Consider the following 20839-nt stretch of genomic DNA (forward strand, 5'->3'; position numbering starts at 1 on the left):
GAGTGTCGTACCCCCGTGCGACACTCCTTGCCATGTTCGGCGTCATCCACCTCCCCACCTACCTGGCAGGACTCGTCCTCATCGTGCTCCTCCCCGGGCCCAACTCCCTGTACGTCCTCTCCGTCGCCGCCCGGCGCGGCATCCGGGCGGGCTACACCGCGGCGGCCGGGGTCTGGTGCGGGGACACCGTGCTGATGACGCTGTCGGCCGCCGGGGTCGCCTCGTTGCTCCAGGCGAACGCCGTGCTGTTCGGGATCGTGAAGTACGCGGGGGCCGGCTATCTGACCTGGCTGGCGATCGGCATGCTGCGGGCCGCCCGGCGGATGTGGCGGACCCGGTGGGAGAAGGCCGTGCAGGACAAGGCGCCCTCCGCGGTCACCGATGAGCGGCCCTTCCGGCGTGCGTTCGTCGTCAGCCTCTTCAACCCCAAGGCGATCCTGTTCTTCGTCGCCTTCTTCGTGCAGTTCGTCGATCCGGGCTACGCCTATCCGGCCCTGTCCTTCGTCGTCCTCGGCGCCTTCGCCCAGCTGGCCAGCTTCCTCTATCTCAGCGCGCTGATATTCAGCGGCACGAAGCTGGCGGACGCCTTCCGGCGCCGCAAGCGGCTGTCCGCGACGGCCACGTCGGCGGCGGGGGCGCTGTTCCTCGGGTTCGCGGTGAAGCTGTCGCTGGCGAGCTCATAGGCCGCGGCCTAGAGGGTCGTGCCGTACCGCGCCAGGTATTCCTCCAGCCCCGTCGCCGAGTTGCCCGCCCAGCCGACGTAACCGTCCGGGCGGATGAGGAACAGGCCGGTTCCGTACGGTTCGGGGGCCGGGCCCCGAACCGTACGCACACCGTGGCCCAGCTCGGGTGCGTCCGGGCCGAGCAGTGTCCAGTGGGGTCCGCGGAAGGCGTCGAAAAGCCGTACGGCACCCACCGTTCCGTCCGGGGCGCGGTCACCGGCCCGTACGCCGGTCGCGGCCGCCCGCGTCTCCACCGTCAGTGAAGACGCGCGGTAGCCCAGCCCCAGCTGCCGTGTCGCCTTCCCACGCCGGGCCTCGTCGTGGTGGATGGCGGTCGAAAGGCCGAGTACGTGCGCGGCGATCGGACGGCGCTCCTCCTCGTAGGCGTCGAGGAGGGACTCCGGGGCGCCGCTCCCCAGCACCGCGCCCAGCTTCCAGCCCAGGTTGTAGGCGTCCTGGACGCTGGTGTTCAGGCCCTGGCCGCCGGCCGGGGAGTGGACGTGTGCCGCGTCCCCGGCCAGGAACACCCGGCCCGCGCGGAAGCGGTCCGCGAGTGCCGCCCGGGGGCGGAAGTCCGAGGACCAGCGCACTTCCGTCACGTCCTCGGGGGCGAGGTGGGTGCGCTCGGCGACCACCTTCCGGATGCCCTCCAGGGAGAGGTCCAGATCGGTGCCGTCGGGGAACTGGGCGACCAGCTGGAAGTCCTCCGTACCGGCGAGCGGACAGATCGCCACGAAGCCCGAGCCTTCCGAGCGGGGCGGGAAGACGTGCCAGTGGTCCCTGCTCAGGCCGGTGATCCGTACGTCCGCCACCAGGATCGGATCCGGGTCCACCGTCTCGCCCGTCATGCCGATGCCGAGCGCCCGGCGCACGTCCGAGCGGCCGCCGTCGGCGGCGACGGCGTACCGGGCGCGGACGGCGGGACCGGTCGCGAAGTGCGCGGTCACCCCGGTCCCGTCCTGCTCCAGTGCGACGACCTCCCGGCCGAAGGCCACCGCCCCGCCGAGCTCCGTCAGCCGTGCGAACAGGATCTCCTGGGTGCGCCACTGCGGCACCATCCACGGCGCGGTGAACCGCGAGCCCTCCTCGCCGTCCTCCGCCGGGTCGAACATCCGGTGCTCGCCCCTCTGCGTCCCGTCCTGCCAGATCATCCCGACCGGGTACGCGCCACCCACCGCCAGGAACTCGTCCAGGACGCCGAGGTCCTCGAAGATCTCCAGCGTGCGGGGCTGCAGCCCCTTGCCGCGCGAGCCGGGGGCGAGCCCCTCGCCCCGCTCCACCACCAGGGCGTCCACCCCGCGCCGGGCGAGGTCGATGCCGAGCGCGAGGCCGGTCGGGCCGGCGCCGACGATCAGCACATCCGTCCTGTGCACAGCCGTGCCCATGCGCATGCCCATGTCCACCCATCTCCTTAACGATGTTAAGTGCCGGGACGAGAGTGCCCTTAACACTGTTAAGCTGTCAACCGTGAACACCGAACGCCGGGCCCCCCTCGACCGCAAGCGGGTCGCCGACACCGCCCTGAGGCTGCTGAACGAGGTCGGTCTGGAGGGGCTGACCCTGCGCGCCATCGCCAAGGAGCTGGACGTCAAGGCGCCCGCCCTGTACTGGCACTTCAAGGACAAACAGGCGCTGCTCGACGAGATGGCGACCGAGATGTACCGGCGCATGGTCGAGGACGCGCCGCCCATCGAGGGCAGCACCTGGCAGGAGCGCCTGCGGACGTCCGGCCACGGCCTGCGCACCGCGCTGCTGGGCTACCGGGACGGCGCCAAGGTCTTCAGCGGGTCACGCTTCACCGGCACGCTGCACGCCGTTGAGATGGAGGCGACCCTGCGCCTGTTCACCGAGGCCGGGTTCACCCTCGCCCAGGCGGTCCGCGCGACCGCCACCACGTACATGTACACGCTGGGCTTCGTCACCGAGGAGCAGGGCGTCAAGCCGCTCCCGGACGAGCGGCGCGAGGGCTACGACGTGAACGACCGCGCCCGCCTGCTGGCCGACTTCCCCCTGTCGGCCGCGGCGGGCGCGGAGATCTTCGAGGACCATGACCGGCACTTCGAAGAGGGGCTGGAACTGGTGATCGCGGGCATCGGGTCCCGCTATGGAATCCGGTGAGTCACGGCCGCCCGGCCGGGATCAGAAGACCTCCATCCCGTACCAGGCCAGCGCCTCGTTGACCGGCTGGTAGTAGCTGTAGCAGGCGCTGTCGTTGGACCCGGACAGCAGACCCAGGGCGGCGTCGCCGTCGAACAGCGGTCCGCCGCTGTCACCGTGGTTGCGGCAGATCCCCGCCACGTCCATACCGGTGACCGTCATGCCGTCGCTGTAGTTGATCGTCTGGTTCTTCATGCCCACCAGGTTGCAGTCGAACTTGCTCCGGTATCCGGAGGCGCAGACGCTCTCGTAGAGCCTGCTGTCGCGCGAGTAGGAGATGTCCTGGGCCGCGCCGTCCTTGGCCTCGACGTTCCCGTAGTACGTCACGCTGCCGTTGTACGCCCGAATCAGGCCGAAGTCGTTTCCGTCTGCGACGTTGTGCCCCGTGGTGTACCCGATGTAGGTGCCGTCCGCCTTCCTCCAGTCGGTCCCCGAGGTGTTGGTGCAGTGTCCGGCGGTGAGGATCGCCTTGTAGTTCGGGTCCGACTTCTTCCGCACGGTGAAGCCGTACGAGCACGAGACGACACCGTTCTCGATGTAGTCGCCGCCGTTGATCGCGCCCGCGGTGCGCTCGGTCCTGCCGCTGATGCGGATCACCTCCGCGGCCTTGCCGAAGGGTGCGAGGTACCGCTTCAGCGCCGCGACGTCCCGTCGGCTGACCGTGCTGTCGGCGCGGACCACCACCCGGTTGGAGGGGACGTCGACGCCCCACATCGTTCCCGGCGTTCTGAAGTGGGTGTCGAGGCGGTTCTTGATCGACTCCAGGTGGGCGGTGCCGTAGGTCACCCGTCTCGGTATGGCGCCGGCGTCCTTGACCGCGGCCGCGGACTTCGCGTCGGTCACGGTGACGACGAACCGTCGCTGGACGCGGTCCAGATAGACACCGGCGGTGTGGGACCGGCCCAGGCGGTCGGCGAGCTGCTGCGCCGCCCCGCCGCTCGGACCGCCGGCCACGGCCACGTCGTGCACCGGACGGGCGCTCTGCGCCGGGGAGGGCTCCGGCTGGGCGGCCGCGTTCGGTGCCACGGCCAGTGCGCTGCCGACGAGTGAGACGGTGATCAAGGTCTTCGTGCTGAGCGGGAATTTCCTGAACACGGCTTTCAGGTCCTCCGGTCAGATGTGCGTCGATTTTTTGTTCGACACAGCGGAGGACCGAGTGCATCAGCCGGATACGGCTTTCAGGTGGCGGAACGCTTAATTCACTTTCCGTCTGCAATGTCATGCCGTGTTCACCTGGAAGTCGTCGTGCTGTCGTGTCCGGGCGAAGGAGCCGTCCCAGGATCGCGGAGATATTTCCGAAGCGAGCACGGGTGTGCACACGTGGCCAACGAACCGACCCTGTCCGTCATCGTCCCCTGCTACAACATCGAGACCTATGTCGCCGACACGGTGACCAGCCTCGTCAACAACGCAAGGGACGACTTCGAGTTCCTCTTCGTCGAGGACCGGTCCACCAAGGACCGGACCTATGAGGCACTGCTGGCACTGACGAAGAAACTGAAGAACAGCAGGGTGATACGGCACGAACAAAACGGTGGACTGGCCACCGCGCGCAACACCGGAATCGACGCGGCCGAGGGCCGCTACCTCACCTTCCTCGACGGCGACGACTGGCTCGCCCCGGGCTATCTGGCCGACCTGGTCGACTGCATCGAACGCTTCGACGTCGACTTCGTCCGCACCGACCACGTCCAGGTCACCGGCGTCGAGCGAGCCGTCCACCGGGCCCCGGAGGGGCGCCGGCACACCCGGCTCGACCCGCGGTCCTCGATCCTGCCCGTCGACGACACGACGATGGTCGACTACCCGTACGCCTGGGCCGGCATCTACCACCGTCGGCTGCTCGACCGCGGCATGCTGCGCTTCCACGACGGGCTGCGCACCGCCGAGGACCGCCCCTGGATCTGGGAGCTGCACCGCAGGGCGGACTCCTATGTCGCCGCCAGCCTGCGCGGCGTCTTCTACCGCCGGGGCGTGTCGAGCTCGCTGACCCAGATCGGCGACGTCCGCCAGCTGGACTTCTTCCGCTCCTTCGACCTCGTGCTCAGCGAGCTCGCCGACGACCCCGAGGCGGACCGGCTGCGCAAGAAGGCGCTGCGCAACTACTGCGTGGTCATCGCCCACCAGCTCCTCGACCGGGGCAGGTTCGAGCGCAGTGTCGCCGCCAAGCTGCGGCAGCTGGCCGCAGAGGCCCTGGGCCGGATGACCGAGGAGGAGCTCAACGAGGCCCTCGTCGGCATGGGCGAGGAACGAGTGCACATACTGCGGCGCATCCGCGGCGGCATGAAGGGAGTCGCGGCATGAGCGGCACGCAACTGAGCACGAGCACGACGAAGACCACCGGCGGCACGACCCAGATCTTCTTCTCGGCCACGCAGTACGCGGCCGCCACCGTCACCGCCGCCATCCGCGCCGGGCTCTTCGGCCCCCGCGCCGCCCACCGGCGCATCCTCGTCGTCAGCAACACCGCCGCCGTACCCGAGGTCGGCACGCCGCTGGACCGGATGGCCGGCTTCGAGAAGCTGCGCCCCGAGTTCGACGAGGTGCGCTCGTGGAACGAGTTCATCTCCCCGCACCACCCGGCCGGCTGGTCCCCGCGCGCCCAGGACGCCCTCCTGTGGGAGAAGGCCGTACGCCTCGCCTGGGACCTAGGCGACGAGCCCGTCGAGATCGCCTGCGAGTCCATCCAGGCCAACCCCTCCCGCGCGGTCGCCGAGATCTTCGCCGACAGCCCGATCCACGTCTACGCGGACGGCCTGATGAGCTACGGCCCCACCCGCAACCGGATCCCGCACGGCATGAGCAGCCGCATCGCCCGCGTCCTCCACCTGGACCTGATACCCGGGCTGCGTCCCATGCTCCTGGCCGAGTACGGCGTCGAACCCCAGCCCGTGCCGGGCGAGGCCATCGTCGACGTCCTCGCCCAGATCGGCGAGGAGGGCGCCCAGATCCTCGCCGACCGCATCCCGGACGAGGGGCGCCCCACCGCCGTGCTCCTCGGCCAGTACCTCTCCGCCATCGACCTCATCACGCAGGACGAGGAGGAGGAGCTCCACGTCCGCATGCTGCGTGCCGCCGCGCGGGCGGGGCACCAGAGCGTGCTGTTCAAGCCCCACCCCAGCGCGCCCGCCGTGTACGGCAGGTCGCTGGAGGAGGCGGCCGAGCAGCTCGGGGTACGGCTCAGCGTCCTGAGCGAACCCGTGCTCGCCGAGACCGTCTTCGCGCATCTGAAGCCGGAGCTGGTCATCGGCTGCTTCTCCACCGCGCTGATGACCGCCGCCGCCTTCTACGGCATCCCCGTCGCCCGCGTCGGCACGGAGCTGCTCCTCGAACGCATCACGCCGTACGAGAACAGCAACCGCGTCCCCCTCACCATCATCGACGCGGCCCTCCCCGACGCCGAGCGCGCCACCCTCGGCGCCCCGCTCGAACTCGCGTCCCTGAGCGCCGAGCTGGGCCCGCTGGTGCGCACCGTGGGCTACTGCATGCAGTCCCGCAAGCACCCGGGCCTGCACGAGGAGGCGGCCGCCTGGCTGACCGCCCACCTCGCCGAGCACCCGCAGTACTTCAAGAAGCGCCGCCTGACCCGCCTCCGCCTGCCCGGTGGCAGCCCCATCAGGGCCGAGTCCCTGCGCCGCCACCCGGCGGTGCGGCGGGCCGTACGGCAGATACGGGCACGCCAGAGCTGACGCATGCGGGACCCGGAGGCCGGTGGACATCAACTTCCCACCGGCCTTCGGCCGTTCACCGCACCGCGAGGACCCGCGGCCCGTGCGTCGCCAGCGCCCGCTTCAGCCGGGGCCCGAACGGCCGCTCCACCCAGCGGTGGATCAGCCAGGCCAGGCCCAGCAGTACGGCCAGCGTGACCGCGAGCGTGGGCCACGGACCCAGCCCCAGACCCCGGTGCAGGACGCGGATGACGAACCAGCCCAGGTGCTCGTGGATCAGGTAGAAGGGGTACGTCAGGGCCCCGGCCACCGTCAGCCAGCGCCAGTTCGCCCAGTGCGTCCAGCCCAGTGCCACCGCGGCCACGGCGGCGAAGGCGAGCGTGACGACGAGCAGGATGACGTACGGATCGCGGTGGAAGGCGCCGCCCTGCGCGCCGGGGTGCCACAGCCCGGTCGTCGAGTAGCGCTGGCCCAGCAGCCAGGAGGCGGTGACTATGCCCCACAGGAGCAGATCGCTGCCGTAGCGGTGGATGAGATACAGGGCGAGGCCGCCGATGAAGAAGGGGGCGTGGTCGCGCATCACCAGCTCGTCGGTGAGCGGGTTGTGGGCGACCCGCGCGAACACTCCGGCCAGGGTCCACAGGCAGCAGAAGAGCACCACCCGGCGATAGGTGACCCCGCGCCAGATCACGAACAGGGCGAACAGCGCGTAGAAGCGCACCTCGACCCAGAGCGTCCAGCACACGCCCAGGACCCGCGGCACGCCCATCGGCTGCTGGAGCATGGTCAGATTGACCAGGAACTCGTCGAGCCGCAGGGGGTGGACGACCACCGGCAGCAGCAGGGACGCGCCGGTGATCAGGAACAGCGCGGCCCAGTAGGCCGGGTACAGCCGTGCGACCCGGGAGCGGAAGAACTGCCCCAGGGTGCGGCCCCAGCTGCTCATGCAGATCACGAATCCGCTGATGACGAAGAAGAACTGGACGCCGAGACAGCCGTAGGTGGCCGCCTGGGAGAGCGCGGGGAACAGGCGCGCGGGGGACTCGTGCCAGGAACCGGCGACCGGACCGCCCTTCCCGGCGAAGTGGTAGAGGCAGACCATCAGCGCGGCCATCAGCCGCAGGCCGTCGAGGGAGCGCAGCCGGTTGCCGGGTCTGCGCGGGGTGCGAGGGACAGGGGTCGGGCGGGTCGGGGCCAGGGTGGGGTTGGGCGCGTTCATCCGGGGCTTTCTTACGGGGAGGTGGGGATGTGTCGCGATGTGGGGTCGCGAGGCGTCGGACGTCTACCCGGAGGTGCGCACTTCACGCAGACGCCCCCGGCCCGATGAGAGGCACGGGGGCGGGGCGGCGGTGGGCCGGTTCAGCGCTTGGCACTCTGCCGCAGCGCCCTGGCCCGGCGGGCCAGACGGCGCACGGTCGCGTTGCGCGGGATGAAGGACAGCTGGGCGGGTACGGCGCCCGGCAGGGCCAGCGAGGTGAGCCGGCGGCGCTTGAAGTACCGCCAGGTATGCGGGTTGAGGTGCCGGGACAGATAGCGCTCGGCGTCCTCGCGCAGCCGCGGGTAGATCTTGGGCTGCATGGCGAACCCGACCGCCTTGAGCAGCGCGGCCAGCTCGTCCACCCGCTCCGGCGACGGCATCGACCAGTCGGTCACCGCCTTGCGGTCGCCCAGCTCGGGCAGCAGCGCGTCGACGATGGTGACCGGCACGCGGTTGCTGTTCTGGTACGGCGCCAGACGGGTCAGGACGGCCTCGGTGCCGATGCGGGCGACGGGCAGGCCGTACAGCCCGGCCGCGGTGAACAGGGCGGTGGAGAAGCAGCCGACGACCAGGGCGGGACGCATCAGCTGGAACGCCACCTCGGCGAGCACCGGCCGGTCCAGCACGGTGAGCTCGGCGCCGAGCCGGGCCGCCTCGTCCTCCAGGAGCCGGGTCCAGCGGGCGGGTGCGACGGGATGCGGCTTGAAGACCAGCCTGCGATGACCGAGCGCCACGGCGCCGCGCACCATCTTCAGATGCAGTTCCTCCTCCTCGGCGTCGCCGAGGATCTCCAGCGCCGAGAGGTACTGGCCGAGCAGCAGGGCGGGCCGCGGGTCGCCGGTGCCGGGCAGGGCCGCCTCCCCGTCGGCGAGCTCCTCGAGCACCTTGAGGAACGCCTCCGCCGGCACCAGCTCCGGCCGCACGTCGAACTCGGTGAGCAGCAGCGGGGTCAGCCCGGGGACGAGGTCGAGGTGCAGCAGGCGGCCGATACGGGTGCCGACCAGCGGATCGATCTTGTCGCGGGTGGGGCCATAGCTTATGAGGCCGTCCGCGTAGACATCGACGGGAGCGCCGGTGAACAGCTGGCACAGCGCGAGCGACGGGTTGACCTGCACGGACTCCACGGTCAGCCGGATCTCGTCGTCGCCGAGACCCCACAGCAGCCGTACGTACCGCTCCCACATGGGGATGTCGTCGGCGCGCGGGCTCCAGCCGCTCGGGTGGAACGGGGCGATGGTGTCGTTCCAGGACAGCACCGCGTCGAAGCGCTCACGCACCCGGGCGAAGCCCGGCATCGCGTCGACCGGGGGCGTGGTCTCCGGGTTGGAAGCGTTGTTGGTGACGAGCAGCAGCCGCCGGTCGGCCGGCTCGAACAGTCCGGCGTCCAGGGCCGCGGCCAGGGTCGCGGCTCCGTACAGCGTCGACGCGCAGAAAATGTGGGTGGTACGGCGCATCAGGCGGCCACCGTCCGGGCGGTCGACGGCCGTCGGCGCAGCCGCCGCAGCCTGCTCGCCCGCTGCGGGTCCATCGAGTCCATTACCTCCGCCAGCACGTCCTGCGGCAGTCGTTTCAGGGCTGCTGAGCTGAGAGAACGCAATTTTCGAGCCACGGCGGGTTCGAACCTCTCGATCGATCCGAGATGATGGGCCATGATTGCGCAATAGGTGCGCACTGCTTTCGGCAGCAGCTTATCGGCCTCGGGATCGAGCGAGGTTTCCTCGATTACCTGGTCGAACGCGCGAATGAAATCGAGCTGTCGCACGTCACCGATTTGAGTGAGCGAGGAGGCGACACCGCGACGGTAGTACACGCCGAGCAGGCCCACCGCGGCGAAGGATTCCGCCTCCCGGTGCAGCTTCCAGATCCAGGGCCGGTCCTCCGCCGTGCGCAGCCCGTGGGTGAAGTGCAGCAGTCCGCGGTCGATCAGCCGGCGGTGGTAGATGCCCGCCCAGGCGTACGCGTAGTCGACGGAGGTGGACCGGTCGGCGGGCAGGATCGCCCTGCGCGGGTCCATCACGACACCCCGGCGGCCGTGCGGCACACGGTGGATCGCGCGGGCCCTGGCCGTGCACTGCACATGGTCGGTGCGCACGAAATCGCAGCCCAGCCCCTCGATGGCGGCGACCAGCTGCGGATAGTAGCCCGGGGCGAGCCAGTCGTCGCCGTCCAGGAACGTCAGGTACTCGCCGCGCGCCCGGTCGATCCCGGTGTTGCGCGCGGTGGCCAGCCCTCCGTTCTGCTCATGTCTGACCAGCACGGCGCCGGGCAGCTCCCGCTCCGCGCGTTCGAGGATGTCCGGCGTCCCGTCGCGCGAGCAGTCGTCGACGAGAATGAATTCGAAGTCCTCACGCACGTTCGCACGCAGGCTCTTCAGCGTGTCCGGCGCGTATTGCTGGACGTTGTAGAACGGCACGATGACCGAGAGCTTCACCACCCGGTTGACGTTAGAGGGCGGCCCGTCATTCGTTCTGGCCGTCTCCTTGATGTCAGGTGAACTGCTGGTGGCGAAGCTGTGAACCGGGCTGTTTTGCTGTGCCTTCCTGGCCCGATTCGCCATTCGTCGATGTGCTGTTAACCGTTTGTTGCATTCGGGTTGGGCGGGACCTAGGAATGGCTTCCTAGCGTCTTCGGCGTGCCAGCAAGTGCAACGAACTCCCTGAGGGTCGCCGTTCTCGCGGATTCCGACACCCGGTGGAAATGGGGCGCGCTCACCGCGCAACGCTCCATTCCCGGTGAATCGGACATCCGGCTCGACGGCTATCTCCTGCGGGGCCGTGCCACCCCGACCGCACGCCAGCTGAAGGAAGTAGGCGTCCATGCGGACTCGCTCAGCGAGGTGACCGCCGTGGAATTCCTGCGCGCGATGCGTGAGGAGTCGTACGACGTCCTCGTCCTCGCCCTCGTCGGCGGCGCCGTACAGGCGATGCTGCACGGTCTGCGGCGGGTCTGGGACGGTGCCGCGAAGCGTCCCCTCGTCGTCACCGGCTATGTCGGTGTCGTCTACGAGAAGCTCGCGGACGGGCTGCTCCTGCGCCACGGCGCGGACCTCGTCCTCGCCAACTCCCGCCAGGACGCGGACCGGTTCCGGGCCGTGTACGAGGGAGTGGGCGCCGACGCCTCCTCGGTGACCGAGGTCGCCCTGCCGTTCCTCGGCGGGGAGCCCTACACCGGTGAACACGACCCGTACACCGTCGTGTTCGCGGCCCAGCCCTCGGTCCCCGAGAACCGCAAGGACCGTACGTACCTGCTGAACCGGCTGATCGAGCACGCCCGCAAGCACCCCGAGCGCGAGGTGCTGCTGAAGCTGCGCTCCAAGCCGGGCGAGCACACCACGCACATCGAGGAGCTTCCCTACCAGAAGCTGGCGCAGGGCCAGGACCTGCCCGCCAACTTCCGCCTGGTGTACGGGCACATGGGCGAGGTCCTCGACCGCACCGACCTGCTCGTCACGGTCAGCTCGACGGCCGCGCTGGAGGCCCTGCACCGCCGCATCCCCACCGTGGTCCTCACCGACCTCGGCGTCCGCGAGGTGCTCGGCAACCACCACTTCGTCGGCTCCGGCTGCCTCGCCTCCTGGGACCAGCTCGACGCCGGCCACCGGCCGGCGCCCGACGAGGAGTGGGTCGCCCGGCAGGGCGTCGCCGCAGACGGCTCGTACGGCACCGCCTTCGACCCGGCGCGCGAGCGCATCGCCGGGCTGCTCGGCCGGCCCGGCGGCCTGCCGCCCCTGAACCCCTACTACACGACCGAGACCGCGCCCGGCTATCTGCCGGGGATTCTCGCCCGCCACCACCTCGGCCCCGACGGCTCCCCGCTGCCCGGGGCGCCCGCCGCCGACAAGGCGCCGGGACCGGTCCGCCAGATCGTGCGCCGTGCGGCGCGCGGTGCCTACCGCCACGGCGTCCAGCGGGTGGCACCCGTGATCCGACGAATGGGAGAGCTGTGAGCGACCGGATCCCGCGTCAAGGAGAAGAGCACATGTCCAACCCCGAAGCGGGGCACGGCGCAGACGTATGCCGGGTCCTCGCGGTGATCCCCGCGCGTGGCGGCTCCAAGGGCGTGCCCGCGAAGAACCTCGCCCCCGTCGGCGGCGTCCCGCTGGTCGCCCGCGCCGTGCGCGAGTGCCGGGCCTCCCGCCTGGTGACGGATGTCGTCGTCTCCACCGACGACCAGGCCATCGCCGCCGCGGCCCGCCAGGCCGGTGCCGAGGTCGTGCTGCGCCCCGCCGCCATCGCCGGCGACACCGCCACCTCCGAGGCCGCCGTGCTGCACGCCATGGACGCCCACGAGGCGCTGCACGGCTCGCCGGTGGACGTGGTCCTCCTCGTCCAGTGCACCAGCCCCTTCCTGATCCGCGAGGACGTGGACGGGGTCGCGGCGGCCGTCGTCGAGAACGGTGCGGACACCGCGGTCACCGTGGCGCCCTTCCACGGCTTCATCTGGCGGGACGCGGGCGACGACCCCAAGGTCGTCGAGCCCGACCGCGCCGACGAGCTGGGCGGCGCCACCAAGGTCGCCAACTCCACGGCCACCGACGGCGGCTACGGGGTCAACCACGACAAGTCCTTCCGCCCGCGCCGCCAGGACCGCCCCCAGGACCTGCTGGAGACCGGCGCCGCCTACGCCATGGAGGCCCAGGGCTTCCGTGAGCACAATCACCGCTTCTTCGGCCGCACGGAGCTGGTCCGCACGGACCCGGCCCGGGTGCTGGAGATCGACGACCCGCACGACCTCGCGCGGGCCCGGGCCCTGGCCCCCCTCTTCGACGCGGACCTCCCCGGTTCGCTGCCGACCGCCGACGACATCGACGCGGTCGTACTCGACTTCGACGGCACCCAGACCGACGACAGGGTGCTGATCGACTCCGACGGACGGGAGTTCGTCTCCGTGCACCGCGGGGACGGACTCGGCATCGCGGCGCTGCGCAAGAGCGGCCTGAAGATGCTGATCCTGTCCACGGAACAGAACCCGGTCGTCGCCGCCCGGGCCCGGAAGCTGCAGATCCCGGTGCTCCACGGCATCGACCGGAAGGACCTCGCACTCAAGCAGTGGTGCGAGGAGCAGGGCATCGCGCCCGAGCGCGTGCTCTACGTCGGCAACGACGTCAATGACCTCCCGTGCTTCGCCCTCGTGGGCTGGCCCGTGGCGGTCGCGAGCGCCCACGACGTCGTGCGCGGCGCCGCACGCGCGGTCACCACCGTCCCCGGTGGCGACGGCGCCATCCGAGAGATCGCCAGCTGGATCCTCGGCCCCTCTCTCGATTCCCTCACCAAGTAAGGACACCCCCTGTCATGAGCAACTCCCGCATCCGCCAGTTCGGTTCCCGCACCGCCGGCCCCGGCCACCCCGTCTACGTCTGCGGTGAGATCGGCATCAACCACAACGGTGAGCTGGAGAACGCCTTCAAGCTGATCGACGTGGCCGCCGAGGCCGGCTGCGACGCCGTCAAGTTCCAGAAGCGCACCCCGGAGATCTGCACCCCGCGCGACCAGTGGGACATCGAGCGCGACACCCCCTGGGGCCGGATGACCTACATCGACTACCGCCACCGCGTGGAGTTCGGTGAGGACGAGTACCGTCAGATCGACGAGTACTGCAAGGAGAAGGGCATCGACTGGTTCGCGTCCCCGTGGGACACCGAGGCGGTCGCCTTCCTGGAGAAGTTCGACGTCCCGGCGCACAAGGTGGCCTCCGCCTCCCTGACCGACGACGAGCTGCTGCGCGCCCTGCGCGCCACCGGCCGCACGGTCATCCTCTCCACCGGCATGTCGACCCCGAAGCAGATCCGCCACGCGGTCGAGGTCCTGGGCAGCGAAAACATCCTGCTCTGCCACGCCACCTCCACCTACCCGGCGAAGGCCGAGGAGCTCAACCTCCGCGTGATCAACACGCTGGAGAAGGAGTACCCGAACGTGCCGATCGGCTACTCCGGCCACGAGACCGGCCTGCAGACCACGCTGGCCGCCGTCGCCCTCGGCGCCACCTTCGTCGAGCGCCACATCACCCTTGACCGCGCCATGTGGGGCTCCGACCAGGCCGCCTCCGTGGAGCCGCAGGGCCTCACGCGCCTCGTCCGCGACATCCGCACCATCGAGGCCTCCCTCGGTGACGGCGTCAAGAAGGTCTACGACTCCGAGCTCGGCCCGATGAAGAAGCTGCGCCGTGTCGCCGGCGTCGTCGCCGAGGCGGAGATCGCGGCCGCGGCGGGCGAGCCGGTCGCGGTCTGAGCAACCCGAACACCGACAACGCCATACAACGCCTTACGACGGGACGGTCGTACGTCGATGAGCCCCCGCGCCGGGAACACCGGCACCCCCCATACTCTCGCTTTCGTGGAGAGCCCCGTTCAGCTGCTGAACGTGCTGGAGTGGGCGCACGTCCACGCCCTGCGAGGGGAGGGAGAGTCCGGCGCGGGGTCGCTGCCGTCCGTGCCGTCCCAGGTGAGGCGGTCCGCCGACGGCAGGCCGACGTCGGCGGGCGCGGAGCTCACCGTCGTCGTCCTGTCCCCGACCGACCCCATGACCCGGGGCCAGCTGCGCCGCATGGCCGATCTGGCCCGGGACGAGGGTTACCAGGTCCGCTGGGAGGAGGCGCGGGGCGGTACGACCGCGCCCTTCCACACGATCGGCGGGCTCGCCGGGGCACTGCGCCGGGCGGACCGCATCGTGATGGGAGACCCGTTCTCCCGCTATGTACAGCTGCTGCTGACGATCACCCGGGCCAAGGACCTGGTGGTGGTCGACGACGGCACGGCGACGATGGAGTTCGTCGCCCAGCTCGCCCGTGGCGAGCGTCTGGTCCGCTGGCACCGCAAGGGCGGCCGCCCCGGCCCGCGGGACCTCCTCTTCGCCCCCGTGTCGTCCTCGGCCCGGCGCCGGCTGACCCCCAGCGGCAAGCGCCGGGTGGAGGTCTTCTCCTCCATGCCGATGGAGGAGACCCCCGAGGGGGTCACGGTCACCGCGAACGACTTCGGCTGGACCCGGGCCCGCTTCGGCCCGCCGCGCATCACCAAGGGCGCGGACATGGTCGGCACGTCCCTGGTCGAGACCGGGGTCGTGGACGGGGACCGTTATCTGGAGGCGGTGCGGAGCCTGGCCAAGGCCCACGGGGCCCTGCGGTACTTCGCCCACCGCCGCGAGAGCGCGGAGAAGCTGCACCGGCTCGCCGCCGTTACGGGGCTGGAGATCGTCCGCCCCGACCTCCCGCTGGAGCTGATCGCCCGGCGCGGGCCGATCGGGCGGACGATCCTCAGCTTCCCGTCCACGGTCGTCCACACCCTGCCCCTCGCGCTCGTCGGTACGGGCGTGCGGGTCGCCGTGTGCGACATCGACCCGGCGTGGCTGACGGAGAACGCCTCGCCCCGGGCCCAGGGGTTCCTGTCGGGCGTGACGGGGACGGCCCGGGACGTACATCGACTGGCCGCGGTGAGCGCGGTCTAGCCCCGGTCCAGCTCCTGTCAGGCCCCGGTCCGGCTCCCGTCAGGCCCCAGTCCGGCCCCGGTCAGGCCCGGGGCGGGCCCTGGCGTCCGAGCCGGTCGGCCGGGGCCTTGCGGGCCAGGACGAAGCCGCGGGGGAGTTTCTCCTCGTCCAGCGGTTCGCGCACGGTCCGGGCGATCGGGTGGAGGCCGGCCTCGGCCAGCAGGTCGGCGACCGTGTCCGGAGTGCGCCAGTGGTAGTCGAGGCTGATCTCGTGGCCGAAGCGCTCCGTGAGGCGCAGGCCGTCGCCGTCGCCGTACTGGAAGGCCAGCAGGACGTGGCCGCCGGGGACGAGGGTGCGGTGGAACTCCGCGAAGGTCGCCGGCAGGTGCTCGTCGGGTACATGGATGATCGAGTAGAGGGCGGCGATTCCGCCGAGCGTCCCGTCCGGGAGGTCCAGGGACGTCAGCGAGCCCACGTGGAAACGCAGATGCGGGTGCGCCTCGCGGGCCAGGGCGGTCATCCGGGGGGAGATGTCGACCCCGAAGGTCTGCACCCCGAGGTCGTGCAGACGGGCGGTGACGTGGCCCGGGCCGCTGCCGAGGTCGGCGACGGGCGCGGGGGCGGCGGTCGTGGCCAGCTCGGCGAAGGCGGTGAGCACGGCCCGGTCCACGGGTCGGTCCGCGAGGTGGTCCGGGTAGCGGTCCGAGTACTCCTTGGCGATGGCGTCGTAGGAGGAGCGGGTGGCCTGGATGAAGTCCGGTTCCGTCACGTCGGCGCACGTTACCGGGGCGGCCGCGGGGCCGTCCTGCGCTTCTCCCGGTCCGGTGGGTGGACAGCTCCAGCCGTGCTCGGGCGGGGCGTGGTATCCGTGGAGGAAAGGGACGGGAAGGGTGCCGGGGTGCGGCCGGGGTCGCGCGCCGCGGATTTTCGTGATCGACTTGGCTTGAAGTCGGACGAGTTTACCCATCTCCGTCGATAGCTATGCGTCCGGTGGTCAGATTTTCTTCCCCTAACGGGTTGAACTTTTGTTGATCGAGGGTCAGTTGACCGTCCGGGCGTCCTACCCTTCAGAGGGTGAACCAATTGATGTCCCGAGAGTCCGAGGCCGATCTGCCCGGTGATGTGCTGCCCGGCGTGCTGAGCGAAGCGCTGTACGCCGAACTCGTGGCGTTCCGGCGCGACTTGCACATGCACCCCGAGCTGGGCAACCAGGAGTTCCGCACCACCGCCGCGATCAAGGAGCGGCTGGAGAAGGCCGGGCTCGCGCCCCGCGTCTTCGCCGTCGGAACCGGGCTCGTCTGTGACATCGGCGTGGCGGAGGCGGACGGCGACGACGGAGGCATCTTCGCCCTGCGGGCCGACATCGACGGTCTGCCCATCCCGGACACGAAGAGCGACTGCCCGTACCGCTCCACCGTGCCCGACCGGGCCCACGCCTGCGGACACGACGTGCACACGACCGTGGTGCTGGGGGCCGGGCTCGTCCTCGCCGAACTGCACCGGCAGGGCCGGCTGCCCCGGCCAGTGCGGCTGATCTTCCAGCCCGCCGAGGAGGTGCTGCCCGGCGGTGCCGCCGACATCATCGAGTGCGGGGTGCTGGACGGGGTGCGGCGCATCGTCGCCGTGCACTGCGATCCCCGGGTGGACGTGGGGAAGGTCGGCTTGCGGCACGGCGCCATCACCAGTGCCTGCGACCGGCTGGAGGTCGCGCTGGACGGGCCCGGCGGGCACACCGCCCGGCCGCATCTGAGCACCGACCTGGTCACCGCCGCCGCCCGTGTCGCCATCGACGTGCCCGCGCTCGTGGCCCGGCGCGTGGACAGCAGGAGCGGGCTCGCCGTGACCTGGGGCCGGATCGAGTCGGGGCACGCTCCGAACGTGATCCCGCAGCACGCGGAGCTCTCGGGCACCGTGCGCTGTCTGGACCTCGAGGCCTGGCGGCAGGCGCCCGACATCGTGCACGCGGCGATCGACGAGGTCGCGACCATGCACCGGGCGAAGTCGGAGATCAACTATGTGCGGGGTGTCCCGCCGGTGGTCAATGACCCCGTCGTGACCGAACTGCTGCGGGACGCGATGGTCGCGCGGCGCGGCCCGCAGTCGGTCGAGGGGACCGAGCAGAGCCTCGGCGGGGAGGACTTCTCCTGGTATCTGGAGCATGTGCCCGGAGCCCTGGCGCGGCTCGGTGTGCGCACCCCCGGCGAGCGCGCGGTGCGTGACCTGCACCAGGGCGACTTCGACGCCGACGAGTACGCCATCGTGGTCGGCGTGGAGCTGTTCACGGCCGCCGCCCTGCTCGACGCCGCACAGTAGGGGCCGGAGAGAGAAGGGGTGCCCTATTGGTACCTCTTCGCCCTCTTGTGTCACCCTGTTGTAACTGCCGGATCCCAGCTGTAACCCGGAGTCGGCACGAATCGATAACGGCCCGGAGAAACCCCGTTCCCCTCGCCTTCTACGCGCGTTACTGTGCGCCGAAATCGCCACCAGAGGCGGCACATGGGGAAGCGGGCCGGTGACGGTGCCGTGGGGATGAAGGGTGCTTGCTGTGCGTCTGAACTCTCGGAGGACCAGGTTCTCCCAAGCTGCGGTGACCGTCGCGGTCGTCGCCCTCGCGGCCGCCGGGTGCGGCAAGTCCAGCAGTGATTCCTCGAGCACGGCCGAGAACGGCAAGTACTCGGGCAAGGGCATAGGTCTCGCCTACGACATCGGCGGCAAGGGCGACCAGTCCTTCAACGACGCCGCCTACTCGGGCTTCCAGAAGGCCGAGACCGAGTTCAAGGTCGGCGGCCGGGACGTCGAGCCCAGCGACAACGAGACCGACGCGGACAAGGTGCAGCGCCTGGAGCAGCTGGCCAAGTCGGGCTACAACCCGATCATCGGTGTCGGCTTCGTCTACGCGCCGGCCGTCAAGGAGGTCGCGGCCAAGTACCCGAAGATCACCTTCGGCATCATCGACGACAACAGCAACACGTCGAAGAACGTCGCCGACATGGTGTTCCACGAGGAGCAGTCCTCCTACCTCGCGGGCGTCGCGGCCGCCAAGGCCACCAAGAAGAACCACATCGGCTTCATCGGTGGCGTGGACATCCCGCTGATCCACAAGTTCGAGGCGGGCTTCATCCAGGGTGCGCAGTCGGTCAACCCGAAGATCAAGATCGAGAAGCAGTACCTGACCCAGACGCCGCAGGAGGGTGGCTTCTCCAGCCCCGACAAGGGCGAGAACGCCGCGAACGGCCAGATCGACTCGGGCGCCGACGTGATCTACGCCGCCGCCGGTCTGTCCGGCCAGGGTGTCATCAAGGCCGCCGCCGAGCACAAGATCTGGGCCATCGGCGTGGACTCCGACCAGTACAAGCAGGACGCGCTGGCCAAGTACAAGGACTACATCCTCGGCTCCGCCCTCAAGAACGTCGGCGGTGCGGTGTACGACCTGGTCAAGTCCGTCGTCAACGGCAAGCCCCTGTCGGGCGAGGTCCGTGGCGACCTCAAGTCGGGCGGCGTGGGCTTCGCCGACTCCAACCCGAAGTACCAGGCGATGAAGGACGTCGTCGCCGCCGTGGACAAGGCGAAGCAGGACATCGTCGACGGCAAGGTCACCGTCAAGACGCAGTGAGCGTGACGCCGGTCTCCGACCGCTGATGAGGAAGCCCCGGGCCGTACGGCCCGGGGCTTCCTCATGACGTCCGTGAGCGCGCCGGACAGCGGGTGCTGCCCCACTTGCCGTAGACGCTGAACGTGCTGCCCGGACCGCGCGGTTAGCGGAGGCCCCTACGGGCGTCGCCACGCCCGCCACGGTGGCCGACGGGACGCCGCCGATGCCCGCCGTGGCCGCCGCAGGCTTGTTGAGTCTCATGACCCCCGGACGGCGTCCTCGATGCGGGCGGTCTCGGTTTCGTGGCCGAGGCGGCGCAGCAGGTGGCCGACGGAGGGGACCGTGGCGGAGGGTCGGCGTTGCCCTGGCCGGCGTTGTCCGGGGCCGAGCCGTGAACCGGCTCGAACATGGACGGGAACTCGCCGCCCGGGCCGATGTTGCCGGAGCCTGCGACGCCGCCGGAGACGGCCGCGGCGAGGTCGGCGCCCGCGGCACCTGCGAGAGCGGCGATGTCCTCTCCGGGCGATGCCCTCTCCGTACGAGGAGCACCATGGGAGAGATGCCTCGATGCCGTCGAAAAGATCATGCCTGGAAGGGATCTTGACCGCCGGACAGCGCGGGTACGTGACACCGGCGAAGTTGGCCGGAAAGTTCAAAACGGTCGGATAACACTCTGGCAAGGTGGGGTTCTCTCGCTGGTCTACGCGCGTTACGCTGCGGCGGAACCAGCGCCTGGTATGGGCGCTTGCACAAAGGAGTCACGTTCCATGCGCCGGGTGTCCCGTATCGCGATCGCAGGCGCCGCAACCGCGGCCCTCGCCGTCACCATGTCCGCTTGTGGCAGCAGCTCGACCAGCTCCTCTTCCGCCGAAGGCGCCAAGAGCAAGGGCATCGGTCTGGCCTACGACATCGGCGGCAAGGGCGACCAGTCCTTCAACGACGCCGCCTACGCCGGTTTCGAGAAGGCGCAGACGGAGTTCAAGATCGGCGGCCGGGACGTCGAGCCCAGCGACAACGAGACCGACGCGGACAAGGTGCAGCGCCTGGAGCAGCTGGCCAAGTCGGGCTACAACCCGATCGTCGGTGTCGGCTACGTGTACGCGCCGGCCGTCAAGGAGGTCGCGGCCAAGTATCCGAAGATCACCTTCGGCATCATCGACGACAACAGCATCACGTCGAAGAACGTCGCCGACATGGTGTTCCACGAGGAGCAGTCCTCCTACCTGGCCGGTGTCGCGGCCGCCAAGGCCACCAAGAAGAACCACATCGGCTTCATCGGTGGCGTGGACATCCCGCTGATCCACAAGTTCGAGGCGGGCTTCATCCAGGGTGCGCAGTCGGTCAACCCGAAGATCAAGATCGAGAAGCAGTACCTGACCCAGACGCCGCAGGAGGGTGGCTTCTCCAGCCCCGACAAGGGTGAGAACGCCGCCAAGGGCCAGATCGACTCGGGCGCCGACGTGATCTACGCCGCCGCGGGCCTGTCCGGCCAGGGTGTCATCAAGGCCGCCGCCGAGCACAAGATCTGGGCCATCGGCGTGGACTCCGACCAGTACAAGCAGGACGCGCTGGCGAAGTACAAGAACTACATCCTGACCTCGGCCCTCAAGAACGTCGAGGGTGCGGTGTACGACCTCACCAAGTCCGTCGTCGACAAGAAGCCCCTGTCGGGCGAGGTCCGTGGCGACCTCAAGTCGGGCGGCGTGGGCATCGCCGAGTCCAACCCGGCCTTCAAGAACAACGCGGGCATCCAGGCCGCGATCAAGAAGGCCGAAGCGGGCATCAAGAACGGCACCATCGTGGTGAAGACCTCCTGACGGGAGTGTCGTAGGCCTGTCGTAGGCATGGCCAAAAGAGCGCTGTAATGGCAGCGTTACGGCCACGGAACGGGGCACGGGAAGGATCGGTTCTGGCGTCACCCGCCAAGGCCGCCCGCGCCCCGTTCGCGCGGCAGAATGCTCGGAACGGATCGAGTCGGGTACGAAACGAGATCGGTCAGGTCCGGGCACTATTTAAAGCAGGGG

The 20839-nt window shown here is 70.1% G+C and carries 17 protein-coding genes and 1 pseudogene; 11 read left to right on the forward strand and 7 right to left on the reverse strand.

Features of this window, described 5'->3' with window-relative positions:
* Positions 1 to 32: 32 nt before the first annotated feature.
* A complete protein-coding gene (gene leuE / locus Q8A52_RS00845) occupies positions 33 to 683 on the forward strand; it encodes a leucine efflux protein LeuE (RefSeq protein ID WP_316747648.1) in 651 nt (216 codons plus the stop codon).
* An 8-nt stretch (positions 684 to 691) separates the two neighbouring features.
* Here the strand turns inward: leuE and Q8A52_RS00850 are convergent, their stop codons facing one another.
* Positions 692 to 2119 (reverse strand): FAD-dependent monooxygenase, encoded by a 1428-nt coding sequence (locus Q8A52_RS00850; RefSeq protein ID WP_316747650.1) that lies wholly within the window; start codon positions 2117 to 2119, stop codon positions 692 to 694.
* A gap of 70 nt (positions 2120 to 2189) precedes the next feature.
* Here Q8A52_RS00850 and Q8A52_RS00855 point away from each other — a divergent pair, with 70 nt between their 5' ends.
* The gene (locus tag Q8A52_RS00855) at positions 2190 to 2840 is read left to right on the forward strand and encodes a TetR/AcrR family transcriptional regulator C-terminal domain-containing protein (protein ID WP_316747652.1); all 651 of its coding nucleotides are present in this window, start codon (positions 2190 to 2192) and stop codon (positions 2838 to 2840) included.
* Positions 2841 to 2861: 21 nt separating this feature from the next.
* On the opposite strand, the gene Q8A52_RS00860 is transcribed toward Q8A52_RS00855, so the two are convergent.
* Positions 2862 to 3974, reverse strand: a complete 1113-nt coding sequence (locus tag Q8A52_RS00860) for a S1 family peptidase (protein WP_316747654.1) — start codon at positions 3972 to 3974, stop codon at positions 2862 to 2864.
* Positions 3975 to 4199: 225 nt separating this feature from the next.
* Here Q8A52_RS00860 and Q8A52_RS00865 point away from each other — a divergent pair, with 225 nt between their 5' ends.
* Positions 4200 to 5183: a glycosyltransferase family 2 protein gene (locus Q8A52_RS00865; protein ID WP_316747656.1), complete on the forward strand. Its 984-nt coding sequence runs from the start codon at positions 4200 to 4202 to the stop codon at positions 5181 to 5183.
* Positions 5180 to 6568 (forward strand): polysialyltransferase family glycosyltransferase, encoded by a 1389-nt coding sequence (locus Q8A52_RS00870; protein ID WP_316747658.1) that lies wholly within the window; start codon positions 5180 to 5182, stop codon positions 6566 to 6568. The genes Q8A52_RS00865 and Q8A52_RS00870 overlap by 4 nt, the downstream gene beginning before the upstream one ends.
* A 55-nt stretch (positions 6569 to 6623) precedes the next feature.
* Here Q8A52_RS00870 and Q8A52_RS00875 read toward each other — a convergent pair whose 3' ends face one another.
* The 3 genes from Q8A52_RS00875 to Q8A52_RS00885 all read right to left on the reverse strand — a co-directional run bounded on the left by Q8A52_RS00875 (position 6624) and on the right by Q8A52_RS00885 (position 10239).
* Positions 6624 to 7766 (reverse strand): acyltransferase family protein, encoded by a 1143-nt coding sequence (locus Q8A52_RS00875; protein WP_316747660.1) that lies wholly within the window; start codon positions 7764 to 7766, stop codon positions 6624 to 6626.
* A gap of 140 nt (positions 7767 to 7906) precedes the next feature.
* On the reverse strand, positions 7907 to 9259 hold the full coding sequence (locus Q8A52_RS00880; RefSeq protein ID WP_316747662.1) for a polysialyltransferase family glycosyltransferase: 1353 nt from the start codon (positions 9257 to 9259) through the stop codon (positions 7907 to 7909).
* Positions 9259 to 10239: a glycosyltransferase family 2 protein gene (locus Q8A52_RS00885; RefSeq protein WP_316747664.1), complete on the reverse strand. Its 981-nt coding sequence runs from the start codon at positions 10237 to 10239 to the stop codon at positions 9259 to 9261. The genes Q8A52_RS00880 and Q8A52_RS00885 overlap by 1 nt, the downstream gene beginning before the upstream one ends.
* 198 nt (positions 10240 to 10437) lie before the next feature.
* Between Q8A52_RS00885 and Q8A52_RS00890 the strand changes: the two genes are divergently transcribed.
* The 4 genes from Q8A52_RS00890 to Q8A52_RS00905 are packed head-to-tail and all read left to right on the forward strand — an operon-like array spanning position 10438 to position 15244.
* Entirely contained in the window at positions 10438 to 11751 is a 1314-nt protein-coding gene (locus tag Q8A52_RS00890; RefSeq protein WP_316747666.1) for a DUF6716 putative glycosyltransferase, read from the forward strand.
* A gap of 32 nt (positions 11752 to 11783) precedes the next feature.
* Positions 11784 to 13082 carry an N-acylneuraminate cytidylyltransferase gene (locus Q8A52_RS00895; protein WP_316747668.1) on the forward strand — a complete coding sequence of 433 codons (1299 nt, stop codon included), beginning with the start codon at positions 11784 to 11786 and terminating at the stop codon, positions 13080 to 13082.
* Between the two features lie 14 nt (positions 13083 to 13096).
* The gene (locus tag Q8A52_RS00900) at positions 13097 to 14032 is read left to right on the forward strand and encodes an N-acetylneuraminate synthase family protein (RefSeq protein WP_316747669.1); all 936 of its coding nucleotides are present in this window, start codon (positions 13097 to 13099) and stop codon (positions 14030 to 14032) included.
* 57 nt (positions 14033 to 14089) lie between these two features.
* The gene (locus tag Q8A52_RS00905) at positions 14090 to 15244 is read left to right on the forward strand and encodes a hypothetical protein (protein WP_316747670.1); all 1155 of its coding nucleotides are present in this window, start codon (positions 14090 to 14092) and stop codon (positions 15242 to 15244) included.
* Positions 15245 to 15305: 61 nt separating this feature from the next.
* Here Q8A52_RS00905 and Q8A52_RS00910 read toward each other — a convergent pair whose 3' ends face one another.
* Positions 15306 to 15992: a class I SAM-dependent DNA methyltransferase gene (locus tag Q8A52_RS00910; RefSeq protein WP_316747671.1), complete on the reverse strand. Its 687-nt coding sequence runs from the start codon at positions 15990 to 15992 to the stop codon at positions 15306 to 15308.
* Positions 15993 to 16309: 317 nt separating this feature from the next.
* On the opposite strand from Q8A52_RS00910, the gene Q8A52_RS00915 reads away from it, so the two are divergent.
* Together Q8A52_RS00915 and Q8A52_RS00920 are read left to right on the forward strand one after the other, a co-directional pair.
* Positions 16310 to 17536 carry an amidohydrolase gene (locus Q8A52_RS00915; protein ID WP_316747672.1) on the forward strand — a complete coding sequence of 409 codons (1227 nt, stop codon included), beginning with the start codon at positions 16310 to 16312 and terminating at the stop codon, positions 17534 to 17536.
* A 274-nt stretch (positions 17537 to 17810) separates the two neighbouring features.
* Positions 17811 to 18836 carry a BMP family lipoprotein gene (locus tag Q8A52_RS00920; protein ID WP_316747674.1) on the forward strand — a complete coding sequence of 342 codons (1026 nt, stop codon included), beginning with the start codon at positions 17811 to 17813 and terminating at the stop codon, positions 18834 to 18836.
* 171 nt (positions 18837 to 19007) lie between these two features.
* Here Q8A52_RS00920 and Q8A52_RS00925 read toward each other — a convergent pair.
* Positions 19008 to 19317 (reverse strand): annotated as a pseudogene (locus Q8A52_RS00925) (isocitrate/isopropylmalate family dehydrogenase); the annotation flags it as partial.
* Between the two features lie 265 nt (positions 19318 to 19582).
* On the opposite strand from Q8A52_RS00925, the gene Q8A52_RS00930 reads away from it, so the two are divergent.
* Complete coding sequence (locus Q8A52_RS00930) at positions 19583 to 20632, forward strand: BMP family lipoprotein (protein WP_316747676.1); 1050 nt, start codon at positions 19583 to 19585, stop codon at positions 20630 to 20632.
* Positions 20633 to 20839: the final 207 nt, after the last annotated feature.

The organism is Streptomyces herbicida (assembly GCF_032656585.1).
Taxonomy (GTDB): domain Bacteria; phylum Actinomycetota; class Actinomycetes; order Streptomycetales; family Streptomycetaceae; genus Streptomyces; species Streptomyces herbicida.

Coding starts and splice junctions, on each gene's coding strand:
- Q8A52_RS00915 (WP_316747672.1), top strand. CDS start 16,310: ATGTCCCGAGAGTCCGAGGCCGATCTGCCCGGTGATGTGCTGCCCGGC.
- Q8A52_RS00880 (WP_316747662.1), bottom strand. CDS start 9,259: ATGCGCCGTACCACCCACATTTTCTGCGCGTCGACGCTGTACGGAGCC.
- leuE (WP_316747648.1), top strand. CDS start 33: ATGTTCGGCGTCATCCACCTCCCCACCTACCTGGCAGGACTCGTCCTC.
- Q8A52_RS00850 (WP_316747650.1), bottom strand. CDS start 2,119: ATGGGCATGCGCATGGGCACGGCTGTGCACAGGACGGATGTGCTGATC.
- Q8A52_RS00870 (WP_316747658.1), top strand. CDS start 5,180: ATGAGCGGCACGCAACTGAGCACGAGCACGACGAAGACCACCGGCGGC.
- Q8A52_RS00900 (WP_316747669.1), top strand. CDS start 13,097: ATGAGCAACTCCCGCATCCGCCAGTTCGGTTCCCGCACCGCCGGCCCC.
- Q8A52_RS00905 (WP_316747670.1), top strand. CDS start 14,090: ATGAGCCCCCGCGCCGGGAACACCGGCACCCCCCATACTCTCGCTTTC.
- Q8A52_RS00930 (WP_316747676.1), top strand. CDS start 19,583: ATGCGCCGGGTGTCCCGTATCGCGATCGCAGGCGCCGCAACCGCGGCC.
- Q8A52_RS00875 (WP_316747660.1), bottom strand. CDS start 7,766: ATGAACGCGCCCAACCCCACCCTGGCCCCGACCCGCCCGACCCCTGTC.
- Q8A52_RS00895 (WP_316747668.1), top strand. CDS start 11,784: ATGTCCAACCCCGAAGCGGGGCACGGCGCAGACGTATGCCGGGTCCTC.